Below are 13,139 nucleotides of genomic sequence, written 5' to 3' on the forward strand. Positions count from 1 at the left end.
TCGTTTGATTTTCAAACTTCGCAACAGAACCGGTTGCTTAAATATACAGAAAAGAGACTAAATATTTTGGTTTTGGTGGAAAATTGAAAAAAATTTCTTGAGAAACTATATATATGCCCTTAGATTTCAATTTAAGGGCTTTTTTAGAGCGCTTAAATGCTTTCTGGATAAATTATGCCATATCATCTAAAAATCGCTTATACGACGTTTTAGGGGTATTTAACGATATAACGGTCAGTTTGTTTTGCGTTTGATGTCAAAATGGGCAATCAAAAACTTGAATACCTCGTTTAGTTTTCCTTTTAGCCCTCTTTTGAACTTTGGGGAATTTTCTCGAAAGAGAAAAGGGGGCTTGCCCCTTAAAAATGCACTTAGGTAATTTTGATACCGTACCAAGTCATATCTGAACAGTCGTTATCGGCAGGGTATGGCAATGGCTACACAGATGAACAAGAAACTTATACAGTATATTGGGATAAAGATGTTAGATATGATTATGCAGCTGAAATTGAGGGTAACTCAATGGAACCCAAATTTCATAGTGGAGATATTGCATTAATCAGAAAAACACACGTCAATGATTATGATGGTTGTGTGTGTGTGATTGATGATATAGCAAATCAAAGAGTGTATATTAAAAAAATTCATATTGAGGATACTCATGTTCGATTGGAGTCATTGAATAAAGATACTTACGATAATGGGGAGCTAATATATCCTGATATTCTTTTGGAGAATACAGAAAATTTAAGGCTCATCGGAAAAGTTATTGATAGTTTTAAACCAATAGAAATAAAATAAAAAAAATGAGGCTATGAAATAGCCTCTTTCTTTATTTATCTTATATATATTTGTCTTTTGTTCTTTTGCGTATAATAAAAGTCAATATTTATAAGGGTATTTTGAATTATAGCGTATCAAAAAACTGTGTATAGCGTATCAAAAAACTGTGTATAGCGTATCAAAAAACTGTGTATAGCGTATCAAAAAACTGTTCAATGATACGCAATCGTGGTATAATAAAAGCATAGAGAAATTCACTCGGAAAAGTCTTTTCTCTATGCCACCTATAAACACGAAAAGGAGCGTATTTATATGTCTAGTATAACAGAAAATCAAGAACAAAAAAAGCAGGTGAAGTCTATGGACGAATTGAAAAAGCGAAAAGTCGTGGAACATAACGACCTTATCACAAGCATAGCGAAAATGGATAAGACCCCTTTGAAGATTTTTGAATTAGCGGTGTCCTGTATTGATACGGATAACCCACCAAAGGACAATATCATCTATCTTTCAAAAACAGAACTCTTTGCCTTTTTTGAGGTATCAGATAATGATAAACATTCTCGGTTTAAACAAGCCATTGAGAAAATGCAAAAGCAAGCCTTTTTTGAAATCAAAGAAGAAAAGGATAAGGGATATAAATTTAAAAGCATTGTGCCTATCCCTTTTGTAGAATGGACTGATTATAATGACAAAGTAACGATCCAATTTCAACCTCAAATTATGCCTTATTTGATTGACTTGAAAAAGAACTTTACGCAATATGCCCTATCTGATGTTATGGAGTTGAATAGCAAGTATTCGATTATTCTTTATAAGTGGTTGTCTATGTACTATAACCAGTATGAGCATTACAAGGCAAAGGGCGGACGAAGAGAAGAACAATTGGAACAGTACAGCAATCCCTCTATTTCAATCAAAGAATTAAGACTATTAACTGATACAGTAAATTCTCGTAAACAATTTACAAGATTTAACAATGATATACTTAAAAGACCATTGGAAGAAATTAATGCACATACACATTTTTTTGTGACTTATGACAAAATAAAAAAAGGGCGGACAATCGATAACATACAGTTCCATATAACGAAGAAAGGTCAGCCACAAGAATTAAATGGCGAGTACAAGATAAGAGAACAAGACTCTGCATACTTGCAAGGTAAGGCAGATAAAGAAGTAAATCAGCAGGCATTATTTGCTGAAGCAATGCAAAGTCTCTATACCACTAGTCTTTTAGAAAGTAGTTTATTATCTCCATTTGATATGCAAGATATTACTTTAATGGCTAATCTTCAACTTGAAGTTTATCCACTCTATAAACAACTTGAAGAAATAGTAGGGTTACAAGGTGTCAAAAAACACCTAGAATACGTTTCAAACAAGAAATTGGACTATTCTAAACCAAACCTTGTTAAGTACCTAAAAACGGCTGTTATGCGCTACCTAGAAAGTGGTGATACAAAGCAACCTGAAGAAGATAAAACAAGGTACCTCAAGACAAAGGGAAACGTTAAAGCTGTCAATGGAAATAAAATACCTGACCACAGATATAAATCTGCATATGTGAATGAAACGACTCCAGAAGAACAAAAGGAACTAGAGAGAATAAAAAAACAACTTTCAGACTCAATGAAAAAGTAGGATAATCTCCTACTTTTTATATATAAATATATTAGTATACTAGTATATTTATATATTGACAAACTAGTATATTTGTAGCATACTATATTAGTAAACAAAAAACGAAAGAGGAAGAAAATGAATAAAACATTGTGGTCTCTGTCAAAATACCATGAAGGTGTTGTTAATAAAATTAAGTCTTTGCCAGTAGCGATTGTACTTACTTTAAACAATTTTAAAGGTGGAGTAGGAAAGTCAACTTTGATTGCTATATTTGCATATATAATGGTTCAGTTAAAAATTAAAGTGTTGTTGATTGATAGCGACCCTCAAAGAACACTGACCAAAAAAATGATGAAAAATTTTGAGGTTAAAAAAAATGCCTCACTGAGTTTTATGCAGGGAATTAGAAATAATAGTTTAGAGAACTGCATTACACAACTTGATGATTATCTATATATTATTCAAGGAGATTGGGAGCTAGCTACACTTGATAAATTTGCTCGAACAAATTTAAACCAAAACAATGAGTATTACTTATACTCATACCTAATTGAGGATTTAAAAAAGGACTTTGATTTAATTATATTTGATAGCGTACCTACTACTTCGTTATACACACATAATTGTATTGTCGCTAGTGATTATGTTGTGGCGCCAACTCAGGCAGAAGAAGAAAGTTATGAAAATACGATTTCATATTTAAACTATCTTAATGACATGAGACAGTATAATGACAAAGTTGAAATACTAGGTATAGTTCCTTATTTAACAAAAGATGATAATGCAACTAATAAATCATACTTAAAAAAATACTATGACACCTTTGGAGATTTAACATTTGAGAGTATTATAAAGTATAGTGCAAGAGTGATGTCATGGGGAACAAATGGTATTTCAGAAAATAAAGGGTATGATAAACAGGTCTTATCAATGTATTTTGATGTTTTTAGAGAATTTCTTGATAGACTAGATAAGTAAATAAATTGACAAGTGTATTAGTATACAAAGATACAAAGATACAAAGATACAGATATATAAATAAATTAAAATACAAATAAACAACAGAAATGGTAGACTTAATTATGGGATTAGACGATTTTATAAAAAAAACAGGTAAAATAGAAACACCTTTTGAAAAAAAGGAGAATATAAAAAAAACAACAAAACTAGTTAAAATTGACGAAGATTTACACAAGAAACTGAAAATATATTCAGCATTAAACGGAACAAATATTAAGGATAATACAGAACAAGCTATAAGAGAATTTCTTGAAAAGTATAAACAATAAACCGTCACGATTTCGTGAGACAAAAAATAAAAGCCTATATGGCTTTTTTATGTTCTATGAATATTGAACTTTTTTCTGTATCTTTGAAATGTCCTGCGATTGATACCTGTCTGTCTTTCTACATCTTTTTCAGTAGCACCTTCAAGATAAAGTTTGAAAGCTAGCTGAAGGCGAGGGTCATTTTCGCTAAATTTAGGCTTGCCACCTTTAAATTTACCGTTTTCTTTGGCAAGTACAATTCCCTGCGCTTGCCGTTCTCTTATTCTTTTTCTTTCAGACTCAGCCTGATACTTGTAAAGCTCAATAACAAGATTATTGATGAGTCGTCTTAAATTATCATCTTCAATGCCACTCATAGAGGGAAGATTTAATACTTCCAAAGTAGCGCCTTTTTGTTGAATGATATTCATGATCTCAGTCAGGTCTTTATTATTACGCCCAAGTCGGTCTAATTCAGCAACCACCACAATATCGCCCTCACGTATATAGTCAAGCATTGCTTGTAATTGTGGTCTTTCGGTAGTAGCTCCACTTACTTTGTCTGAAAAGACCTTAGAAACGCTTTCTAAGGCTTGCAGTTGTCTCTCAAGATTTTGTTCTTTGCTCGATACACGTGCATACCCTATTTTTGCCATATTTATAAAATTGAACCGAAAGTTATCGATGTTGCTGCTAATCCACGCCCTAGTTCTCTATCAAACTTACCTGCAGTTGAAGCAGACATATAAAATTTAGCAACTGAAGATGATAGTTTAGATTTTATAGCATAAGGCCTTAAATCAAATTCCAAATCTTTCATTACTCTGGGAAAGTATTCGTTCTTCTCTAGGCGATTTTTTGCATTTAATAATGGAGTTCTTTCATAAGTGTTAATATCAGGGTTTAAAACTAAATTATATATTTGCGATAAAATTTCATTAGATTCTTTTTCTCTTTTAGTCATGTTAATTCTCCTTAATGAATATATAATAACATAGTTTAACTAAATAATACAGAATTCTAGTACTTAAATGCACAAGTCAGTTGTCTATCCATAAACCTATTCTATTAAAGAAATAAAAACAAGACAATAGAGTATACCCTGTTGTCCATCAAAAAATCTTCTAAAATTATTTTACTCAAATTGATAGATTATTTTTATGAAATGTGTTAACATTTATTACTATCTAAATAGTCAGAAAATTCTACAATAGAGTTATAAATTAATGGAGACTCTATATGAGAAAAAATAAAACCAAGTTTATTGCTTTTGCACTTGCTTCAGCAGTTATTGCAGTAGGTTACTCAACTGCAGCTTCTGCTGATTCTGTTACTTCCTCAGATAAAGCTACAGTCTCAAATCCAATTCTGACAATTACACCTCGTATGAATGTTGAGTTTCAAGGTGGTGGATATTGGACAAATACTTCGCACCTGACCTACATTCAAAATACAGGTTCTGGAGTACTGTATTATGACCGAGTAAATCATAAATATGTATTTTTACAAACAAGAGGTGCAATGGGTGCAGCTATTTATGTTTTTAACGCTCAGGGTATAAACTGGTAGAGAGGAGTACTTTATGTTTAAGAGTAAAAAAAATGATGAGAAGAAGGTTGAAATACTCAATTCTATTGATAAACTTCTTCATCAAGATGTTGAATTAACAATAGACGAAAAAGAAATACTGTTAAAATATAAAGAGCGGATTCAAAATTCAAAAAATATTGAATTTGAACTGATTCATCTTAGAAATGCTCTTCTTCCATTTGTTATAAGTTCGAAACTTTCCGAACCTACATTAAATTTCTATAAAAAAATACGATGTGCGGTGAACACTAATTGTTGTCGTTAAAACGTAGATATGTAGTCTTTTATAAATAAAGTCCCCCAAATGCCTTCACTTTTTGTGAAAGCATTTGGGGGACTTTATGCATTGATGAAGACAAATAAGAAACTTATTGCACGATTTTAATGGAATTTCGTTGATGGTTCAAAACGAATGTGGCAAATGTTTCCAGAATCTTCATTTTCATTAGACTTGAACAGATTCGGCCGATGGATGTTCACCTCCACCAAGCCATTCTCCTGTTGATAACCATAACTCATAAAACAGGAGCCATTCACAGGTCCATGGAACGAGGGAATCTTTTAACCAATGGGTTGGATTCCACTCATCTTTTGATGGGTGGTATAGGCAGACTTGTACCTTTTTATTTTTCATATCGACTTTGTATTTATGAGGGAAATCAACTGCATTAAGTTTTTTCATATCTCCTGAAACCCATACGGTACATCGTCCGGAGCGCTCTACTATGAATTCACAAAGATACTCTCTTGATAATTCAGTGGGCTGGAGCAAAAGTTTAATAGTCATCTTGTTTCTATTAAATTGAACTTTTGCATTTGGAAACTGCGACTTTAAAGCCAGACATTGTTGAGGAAGTGTCTTTTTTTGTAGTGAACTACTCTTCATGATCAGACACTCCCAAAAAAGGTATGGTTAGTGACCGGAATGATTGCGGATGATTTTTTATTGGTTAAATTACCCTTCGAGTTTACCCCGATGCGGTTATTAACCCGATTGTCTAACATGGTTCTTCCATATGCCTCAAAAGTATCTTGAGTCACCTGCGCACCAAAGCTTTCAGACAGACGGCTTTTTAAAGAATCCAAACCATCAATAAAATTCAAGGGATCCTCAACAATGTCTTTTTTAGCCATCTGTAACCATCGAAAGAAAGCATCTTTTCTTTTGGGCTCTGCAATCCAGCGGTCAGCAAAATTTTCTTCTCGACGTGTTGGGTTCAATACTTGGTATTCCCCATTTGGACCTATAGTAAAGTGTTGCTCCATATTCTCTAAGATATTGCAAATGGCATCATAAACATTCCCTTCATTACCATAAGCGCGGGCTGCCAAGGTATTTATAATGATAGAAGTAGGCTTGTAGTCTTCCCCTTCAAACATGATGTCTCGATGGCGCTTCAAAATTTGAATAGCCATTTGGAGAGGAGTACGCAAATTGTAAAGGTGGATTTTTTCAATTTCAACATTGCGTTTCTCGGCATAGTTTTGTAAAGCCTCTGTATAAACTAATTGCATCTTTGCTTTAAACCACTCGATATAGCCTTTTGGATTACTTATGCCATCTTTGTAAGTATTATTGTCAAGTCTCTCGGTAATTCTGATAGAATTAGAATTTTCAGAACTTAATGGTGTGCAAGGAAGGACGTCCATATGAAAATCAGTATACTTCAGTGTCCAACAGCGTTTCCCTTCGGGATCTAGCATCTTTGAGTACCGCGGACTTTCATGTAACCTATTGCCAACGATGTGTTTAACCTGTTCAGGTGTTAGTGATTCTCCGTTTGTTAACTGACAAATGAGATCTACGTCGTATTCGCCGTTATTGTCAGAGCTGAGGGGTTTAATCATTGTTCCAAGTGCCATTGATCCTTGTGGCGAAATTTTGATATCCAAATCTTCTTCAAGATTACCTAAGTAGGTACCAACTGCTTCATAAGAAGCAATAATTTCTTTAGTTGTTGTTTCTGAGACGTTTAATGAGTCCGCTAAGGCTCGGAATATTTGTTTGAGTGTTTCGTTACTCGTACCTAACAATATGTTTACCCCCTTCTTTAACATGTTGTAATGTATTTCGCATGTTCACCAATTTGTATAGCTTGTTCCTCAATGTAAGTATTTTTCGTGTCTATGTCTGCTTGAGAAACCCATAAGAAATTTGGATTTTTTTCAGAGTTTTCCTTTAGTCTCGCTAAAACTTCTTTAGAAAAAGATACTTTGAAAACATCGTAGATTAGGTATTCTTCCTTCTCAAAGTGATCACTAAATCTAAGCCCGGATTCTTTGCGATGAATGTACTCAAAATCAATATTTTCTAGGTCAGTAATATTAAGAAGTCCAGGAGCAATGATTTCTTCAATAAATTCCCGAGTGATGACCGTTTCTCGATTTTCCCCAGTTTTAAACCACTCGATTAATTTCATAAGATTTTTTCCAGGAAGATAAATTCGCAAGTCGTCAGGATCATAGAAATTTTTATTTATTTCATCCGTAACTTCTAATTTTGATTTGATTGGTTGGAAGGATTTAAAGTACTTGTAGACGCCACCTATTGGTTGATATTGTTGAATGCGATTTCCCTTAATAAGTAAGTAATTTCCTTCATCGTCCCTAATACTGAAAAGATAAGAAATACTCATCCGAATCTTTTTGTTTCCAATCCACCAAGATTTGAGGCGAGTTCGGATTGATTTTCGATTTGTAAAAATTGCGGTAACGATACCACCAACTATCGCACCAATGACACCGCTGATAATTTCACTAAAAATAAAGTTCATTTTTCCTCCAAAGTATTTCGTCGCAAAATATGGAAATAAAAAAAGTCATTTCTATATTATCTTGACAAAATATAGTTTTTTTGATTTAATTATATTGTAAGTATACACTATATTTTTAAAAAAGTCAATTTTTTGAAAATAGAAACGAGGAGTTTGCTTTGAAATATGAAAAACTAAGGATTTTGTCATACGATGGCGATGTTAAAGAAGAGTATAGTAAAAGATTTAATTCATATACTACGATAAAAACAAACATCAGGATTCATCCTTTTTTTAGGGAACAACGAATCTTGGATGAGACTTTCGAATTATTTTATTTGCCATTACCGTCAATGTTAAGAAAAGAAGAAGAAATCAGATATAATTCTGAGAAGCTGAAAAATTTAGAAGCGAATTTACCTGGTGTTGCAAAGTTCAATATAATCGCTTCAAATATTACGGATGAAATACAAAGTTCAAATGAGACAGAAGGAATTGAAAGTTCCAAAATGGAAATCAGCGAGACAATACTAATGAGAGAAAAAAAGACAAGAACTAACAAACGTTTTTTGGGGATTGTAAATATGTATATGAGTCTCATGAACGAAGAAACCTATTTGTCAATTAAGGAACCAAAGGATTTTCGAGATATATATAACTCATTATTTGAAGATGAACAAAGTATAACTGAGTGGCCGGATGGAAAATTATTTAGAGATCTTCCGGTATCATTAAAAAGAAAGAAAGACGATTCAATTGCTCATATAGGTGATGCAAATGAGCAGGAAATTATAAATAGTTTGGAGAAACTTATCTTCTTCATGAACTCAAAAGATTATCCATTTTTAGAAAAATGTATTATTTCCCACTATTATTTGGAATATATTCATCCGTTTTATGATGGTAACGGTCGTTTGGGCAGATTTATTATATCTTCGTACTTAGCTAGAAAATTAGATTTATTTACTGGAGTTTCAATATCGAATTCTATTAATAAAAATCGAGAGAAGTATTATGATGCGTTACTAGAAGTTTCTAATCCGAGAAATCAGGGTGAGGTAACTCATCTCATCGAAGATCTATTGGAAATAATTCTTGAAGGACAGAATAATTCTTTGAATCAATTAAAAGAAGCAACTGCTAAGATGAATGTTTTAGATGATTATCTTAAGTCTGTAAAAGATATAAAGGGAAATGAAAAAAATGTGTTATATGGATATCTTCAAGACTATGTTTTTGCTAGTTATCAAAATTTGGAGGACTCTACTATTGCAAATTTTTTGGGTTTTTCGAGATACAAAATGAATCAATTACTGGATAAGTTGACTGATCTTGGGTACTTAATTAAAGTTAAGCAAAAACCTGCTATCCATAAATTATCAGACTCAGTTTTGGAAAAAATAAATTTGTAATCTATAGAAGTGAGTGCCTCTGATGTCTGAATTGAAGATATCAGAGGTTTTGTTTTCTAGCGCTATTGTAGACAATAGTAATTGACAATCAAAATTAACAAAATTCGTTAACTTCAGTTGGTGTTCTTTACAGTCCCCGAAGCATAAAATACAATTAAGAGGTGTGAAAAGTATGATAAATCAGGAAAATCATATTGCTACAAACTTAAGGTTTTTGAGAAATAAGTACTCGATGTCCCAAGAAGCAGTCGCTGAAAAGATTAACGTTTCTAGACAAGCCGTTGCTAAGTGGGAGTCAGGAGAAACTCTTCCAGATATTATGAATTGTGATGCGTTGGCAGTACTCTTCGATGTGTCGTTAAATGATTTAGTCCGCTTTAATCCTGAAAAAGAAGGTATGCCTATTGGGCCTAAAGATAAGTACTTTTTTGGAACCGTCACAATTGGTGAAAGGGGCCAAATTGTTTTACCTAAGAAAGCTAGAGACATAATGAATTTAATCCCTGGAGATACACTGATAGTTTTAGGTGATACTAGCAAAGGAAATGAGGGGATTGCTTTAATCTCAGATAGAGTTTTTTTTAGAGAATCTGGGCGCTCTTTTTTTACAAAGCCAGGGGATGTAGAGTAAAAAAGTTCATTTATCAAGGAGGTTGTTGAGGTGAATATGTTAGAGGTTAAGAATTTAACTAAAAAGTACCCTAAGTTTAACTTAGAAAATGTAAATCTTTCCTTACCAAAAGGACAAATTATGGGATTTATTGGGAAAAATGGTGCCGGTAAAAGTACAACAATTAAATCGATTCTAAATTTAGTAACGCCAAATTCTGGTGAGGTAGATATTTTTGGTATGAATCTGATTAACCATGAGTTGGAAATAAAGAAACGGATAGGCGTAGTCCTTGGTGGTATCGACTTTTACCAGCAGAAGAAAACTGAACAGATTGCTAACGTTATGAGCCGTTTTTATGATACTTGGGATCATCAAGCTTTTAAAAAATATATGCAAGAATTTGAAATTGACCCCATCAAGGCACCTAAGGAGTTGTCTGCAGGGATGAAAGTTAAATTCATGATTGCACTAGCTCTATCACATAAAGCTGAATTACTAATCTTAGATGAACCCACCAGTGGCTTGGATCCTGTTTCAAGGGATGATTTACTGAATTTATTTTCTCAGATTGTTGCTACGGGTGAAAGAAGTATTTTGTTTTCTACGCACATTACCTCTGATATCGAAAAATGCGCCGATTCGATTTCTTACATTAAAGATGGAAAAATATTAAAAAGCGCTTTAAAAAAGGAATTCATGGATAGTTTTAGTTACCTCAAAAGACCTAGTGAAACAGGCCCATTGAGCCTTGAGGAAATCATGATACGAGTTGAGGGGGAAAAGCATTATGATCTCTAATCTCTTATATAAAGAGCTACGTTTGGCAGCACATCCGAACCTTTATATCTTTTCAGCAATGGGCGCTTTAGTTCTAATTCCTGCGTACCCTTATACGATGATATTTGTTTTCAGCTGCATAGGAATATATATCAGCTTTATGTACGGTCGAGAAACAAATGACATTTATTTTTCGTCGCTATTACCAATCAAAAAAAGTGATATTGTTTTAGGCAAGTATTTAGTTGTGATTGTGACACAATTAGCCTCATTATTTATTTCGATTATTTGTGCAATTATAAAGAATACCCTAATACCTAATAACAATCCTGTTGGAATTGACGCCAATATTGCCTTTTATGGTTTTGGCTTTATTATTTTCACCATCTTCAACCTTATATTCTTGTCTTCCTTTTTTAAGACAGCATACAACGCAGGAATCGCTTTTTTGAAAGCTTTGGTGCCAATAATTTTAATTGAATTATTAATTGAGGTAAGCGTTCATTTTCCGAAATTGCAATGGTTAGACGGAACAAGTCAGGAACTGTTAGTAAAACAATTACCAATTTTAATTCTAGGAGTTACCATTTATATAATTTTCACAATGTGGAGTTTTAAAATATCAACTAAACGGTTTAGTGAAGTGGATTTGTAATGTTAAAAAAATAAACAGGTTTTAACTTGTAAAACAAAAATGAGGCACAGTTATTTCGGTGTTGGCCGAAGTAATTGTGCCTTTTATTTAGACATTATTATAAAGAGGAGAAATTTATGACAGATTATACTCCTGCACTCAATAATTATAGTGCTATGCGAAAGTTTGGTAATAATCGGTGGATCTTATACAGTGTGAAAGCTGGAAGGAAAATAATTCTATTCAGTAATCTTGAATACTATAATTATCTCTTTTCTGAATTCGATCCATCTATTGTATTTCTTTGTGAGCAGGCTCCTAAAATATCGGTTGAACTAGACGACGGAGTAAAAAAGTCAATTTTTGATTTAGTTACAATTGATGAGTTTGGAAACGAAATCTTCGTAGAGTGTAAATATTCCAAGGATTTAACAAAACCGAAGGTAAAAAAACAGCTCCAAGCACAACGATTTTGGTGCAAGAAAAATGGGTATAATCATAAGTTGTTTACTGAGGAGTCATTACTTGGAAGAGAAATCGAAATATCTAATCTAATGCAGTTTCACAGTATCATTCAGAGCGAAAAAATAGATGAAAGTACCATAGAGATAATCACACAACTGCTTAAGGATGAGTCTAAGACAATTAAAGTAATTGCTAATTTTGTACAAATGCCATTAGAAAAAATAATCTGCCAGGTAATTCATGGATTTCATCGGGGAAACTTTTCGTTACCAATTTCATCAGAACATTTAAACTCGAATATGGAGGTAAAAAGTATTGCGAAGAAAGCTTGAATATTACAAACTTCCCGAAGAGTTATTAAATCCAGAGTTGTGGAATCCAATTCTTATTGAAAATGTGCCATTTGATAAGCAGTTGGAGTTTTCTCGCCTTAAGGACGCCATTTATTTGTATCTGACATCAGAAGAGCAAGTTTCTAGCATTCTTACAAAATTCAACTTATCTAAAAAGAGATTCTATTCGGTACTAGATAGGTGTCTCCAAATGAAAAATGAGTATGAAATTTATCAATACGAAGGAATTTTGAACCGTTCAAATAAAAAATATGAACGGATATCCTACGATTCTGTTACTGACAAATCTCATGTGGGAGCTTTTAGACAATTGCTACTGAACTATCCGTCGTTAGAACAAAGTATTGGGGATACTCACTTTAGACGAAACAAAAAGAAGTCTACAAGGATGTTGAGGATTACTCAGTATGAACTCTTCATTGAGGAGTTACGGACATTGGGAGTTAAGGATTTTGAGTATCCATTCAATACTTCTGATAAAGCGAAGCGGTCTTTTTACAATTATCTGAAAAAGCTTGATGCTGATAACTATGAGGAGTCAATGAAGAAAGAGGGGAACGAGGCTTATCAACGCTCAAAAGAAAATCGAGAACCTGTGAGCTTGTTACCACAAGTTACACGTCCTTATGCTGAAGTTGAATTGGATGGTCATTGGTTAGATGCAAAATTTGTGGTGACTGCCACCGACATTAACGGCGATACTTTCCAAGTGGAGGTGATCAGACCGTGGTTACTAGTAATTATAGATAGAGCAACTCGTTGTATTTTAGGATATCATCTAACAACTAGTCGAAACTATAATAGTCAGGATGTCCTTAGTTGCATTCATAAAGCGGTTCTGTTGCAAAGTTTTCCAAAAAATCTA

Annotated in this window: 16 protein-coding genes and 1 pseudogene; 12 read left to right on the plus strand and 5 right to left on the minus strand. The window is 33.2% G+C overall.

Features of this window, described 5'->3' with window-relative positions:
• Positions 1-381 precede the first annotated feature (381 nt).
• The 4 genes from RR45_RS09955 (at position 382) to RR45_RS09970 (ending at position 3,698) form a co-directional block, all read left to right on the plus strand.
• Entirely contained in the window at positions 382-801 is a 420-nt protein-coding gene (locus RR45_RS09955; protein WP_072353702.1) for a S24 family peptidase, read from the plus strand.
• A 294-nt stretch (positions 802-1,095) separates the two neighbouring features.
• A complete protein-coding gene (locus RR45_RS09960; protein WP_031367162.1) occupies positions 1,096-2,427 on the plus strand; it encodes a RepB family plasmid replication initiator protein in 1,332 nt (443 codons plus the stop codon).
• A 117-nt stretch (positions 2,428-2,544) separates the two neighbouring features.
• Complete coding sequence (locus RR45_RS09965) at positions 2,545-3,387, plus strand: ParA family protein (RefSeq protein WP_072353682.1); 843 nt, start codon at positions 2,545-2,547, stop codon at positions 3,385-3,387.
• Between the two features lie 104 nt (positions 3,388-3,491).
• Positions 3,492-3,698, plus strand: coding sequence for a hypothetical protein (locus tag RR45_RS09970; RefSeq protein WP_031367164.1), 207 nt, complete (start codon positions 3,492-3,494; stop codon positions 3,696-3,698).
• A gap of 47 nt (positions 3,699-3,745) precedes the next feature.
• On the opposite strand, the gene RR45_RS09975 is transcribed toward RR45_RS09970, so the two are convergent.
• Positions 3,746-4,333 (minus strand): recombinase family protein, encoded by a 588-nt coding sequence (locus tag RR45_RS09975; RefSeq protein ID WP_031367165.1) that lies wholly within the window; start codon positions 4,331-4,333, stop codon positions 3,746-3,748.
• A gap of 2 nt (positions 4,334-4,335) precedes the next feature.
• Positions 4,336-4,641, minus strand: a complete 306-nt coding sequence (locus RR45_RS09980; RefSeq protein ID WP_031367166.1) for a bacteriocin immunity family protein — start codon at positions 4,639-4,641, stop codon at positions 4,336-4,338.
• Between the two features lie 275 nt (positions 4,642-4,916).
• Between RR45_RS09980 and RR45_RS11455 the strand changes: the two genes are divergently transcribed.
• Complete coding sequence (locus RR45_RS11455) at positions 4,917-5,246, plus strand: lactococcin family bacteriocin (RefSeq protein WP_244148317.1); 330 nt, start codon at positions 4,917-4,919, stop codon at positions 5,244-5,246.
• Between the two features lie 13 nt (positions 5,247-5,259).
• Entirely contained in the window at positions 5,260-5,532 is a 273-nt protein-coding gene (locus RR45_RS09990; RefSeq protein ID WP_072353681.1) for a bacteriocin immunity family protein, read from the plus strand.
• Between the two features lie 180 nt (positions 5,533-5,712).
• Here RR45_RS09990 and RR45_RS09995 read toward each other — a convergent pair whose 3' ends face one another.
• Genes RR45_RS09995 through RR45_RS10005 form a run of 3 tightly spaced genes read right to left on the minus strand, consistent with a single transcriptional unit; the run spans position 5,713 to position 8,041 of the window.
• A complete protein-coding gene (locus RR45_RS09995) occupies positions 5,713-6,153 on the minus strand; it encodes a type II CBASS E2 protein (RefSeq protein ID WP_072353680.1) in 441 nt (146 codons plus the stop codon).
• A 2-nt stretch (positions 6,154-6,155) separates the two neighbouring features.
• Complete coding sequence (locus RR45_RS10000) at positions 6,156-7,301, minus strand: nucleotidyltransferase domain-containing protein (RefSeq protein WP_072353679.1); 1,146 nt, start codon at positions 7,299-7,301, stop codon at positions 6,156-6,158.
• 17 nt (positions 7,302-7,318) lie between these two features.
• Positions 7,319-8,041 (minus strand): SMODS-associated NUDIX domain-containing protein, encoded by a 723-nt coding sequence (locus RR45_RS10005; protein ID WP_031367171.1) that lies wholly within the window; start codon positions 8,039-8,041, stop codon positions 7,319-7,321.
• Between the two features lie 158 nt (positions 8,042-8,199).
• Here RR45_RS10005 and RR45_RS10010 point away from each other — a divergent pair, with 158 nt between their 5' ends.
• From RR45_RS10010 to RR45_RS10035, 6 genes and pseudogenes are all read left to right on the plus strand, one after another.
• Positions 8,200-9,432, plus strand: a complete 1,233-nt coding sequence (locus tag RR45_RS10010) for a Fic family protein (RefSeq protein WP_031367172.1) — start codon at positions 8,200-8,202, stop codon at positions 9,430-9,432.
• A 172-nt stretch (positions 9,433-9,604) separates the two neighbouring features.
• The gene (locus RR45_RS10015) at positions 9,605-10,063 is read left to right on the plus strand and encodes a helix-turn-helix domain-containing protein (protein WP_031367173.1); all 459 of its coding nucleotides are present in this window, start codon (positions 9,605-9,607) and stop codon (positions 10,061-10,063) included.
• A 30-nt stretch (positions 10,064-10,093) separates the two neighbouring features.
• Complete coding sequence (locus RR45_RS10020; protein ID WP_031367190.1) at positions 10,094-10,843, plus strand: ABC transporter ATP-binding protein; 750 nt, start codon at positions 10,094-10,096, stop codon at positions 10,841-10,843.
• Complete coding sequence (locus RR45_RS10025; protein WP_031367189.1) at positions 10,833-11,477, plus strand: ABC-2 transporter permease; 645 nt, start codon at positions 10,833-10,835, stop codon at positions 11,475-11,477. Before RR45_RS10020 ends, RR45_RS10025 begins: the two co-directional genes overlap by 11 nt.
• Positions 11,478-11,593: 116 nt before the next feature.
• Entirely contained in the window at positions 11,594-12,253 is a 660-nt protein-coding gene (locus tag RR45_RS10030; protein ID WP_031367188.1) for a TnsA endonuclease N-terminal domain-containing protein, read from the plus strand.
• A pseudogene (locus RR45_RS10035) lies at positions 12,237-13,139 on the plus strand (hypothetical protein); the annotation flags it as partial. The gene RR45_RS10030 and the pseudogene RR45_RS10035, both read left to right, overlap by 17 nt.

Origin of the sequence: Pseudolactococcus chungangensis CAU 28 = DSM 22330 (assembly GCF_002441885.1) — a bacterium.
Lineage (GTDB): Bacteria > Bacillota > Bacilli > Lactobacillales > Streptococcaceae > Pseudolactococcus > Pseudolactococcus chungangensis.

Excerpts from the sequence above, each read along its gene's own strand:
- RR45_RS10015 (WP_031367173.1), top strand. The coding sequence starts at position 9,605 with ATGATAAATCAGGAAAATCATATTGCTACAAACTTAAGGTTTTTGAGA.
- RR45_RS11455 (WP_244148317.1), top strand. The coding sequence starts at position 4,917 with ATGAGAAAAAATAAAACCAAGTTTATTGCTTTTGCACTTGCTTCAGCA.
- RR45_RS10025 (WP_031367189.1), top strand. The coding sequence starts at position 10,833 with ATGATCTCTAATCTCTTATATAAAGAGCTACGTTTGGCAGCACATCCG.
- RR45_RS09980 (WP_031367166.1), bottom strand. The coding sequence starts at position 4,641 with ATGACTAAAAGAGAAAAAGAATCTAATGAAATTTTATCGCAAATATAT.
- RR45_RS09970 (WP_031367164.1), top strand. The coding sequence starts at position 3,492 with ATGGGATTAGACGATTTTATAAAAAAAACAGGTAAAATAGAAACACCT.
- RR45_RS10005 (WP_031367171.1), bottom strand. The coding sequence starts at position 8,041 with ATGAACTTTATTTTTAGTGAAATTATCAGCGGTGTCATTGGTGCGATA.
- RR45_RS10030 (WP_031367188.1), top strand. The coding sequence starts at position 11,594 with ATGACAGATTATACTCCTGCACTCAATAATTATAGTGCTATGCGAAAG.
- RR45_RS09965 (WP_072353682.1), top strand. The coding sequence starts at position 2,545 with ATGAATAAAACATTGTGGTCTCTGTCAAAATACCATGAAGGTGTTGTT.
- RR45_RS09995 (WP_072353680.1), bottom strand. The coding sequence starts at position 6,153 with ATGAAGAGTAGTTCACTACAAAAAAAGACACTTCCTCAACAATGTCTG.
- RR45_RS09975 (WP_031367165.1), bottom strand. The coding sequence starts at position 4,333 with ATGGCAAAAATAGGGTATGCACGTGTATCGAGCAAAGAACAAAATCTT.
- RR45_RS09960 (WP_031367162.1), top strand. The coding sequence starts at position 1,096 with ATGTCTAGTATAACAGAAAATCAAGAACAAAAAAAGCAGGTGAAGTCT.
- RR45_RS09990 (WP_072353681.1), top strand. The coding sequence starts at position 5,260 with ATGTTTAAGAGTAAAAAAAATGATGAGAAGAAGGTTGAAATACTCAAT.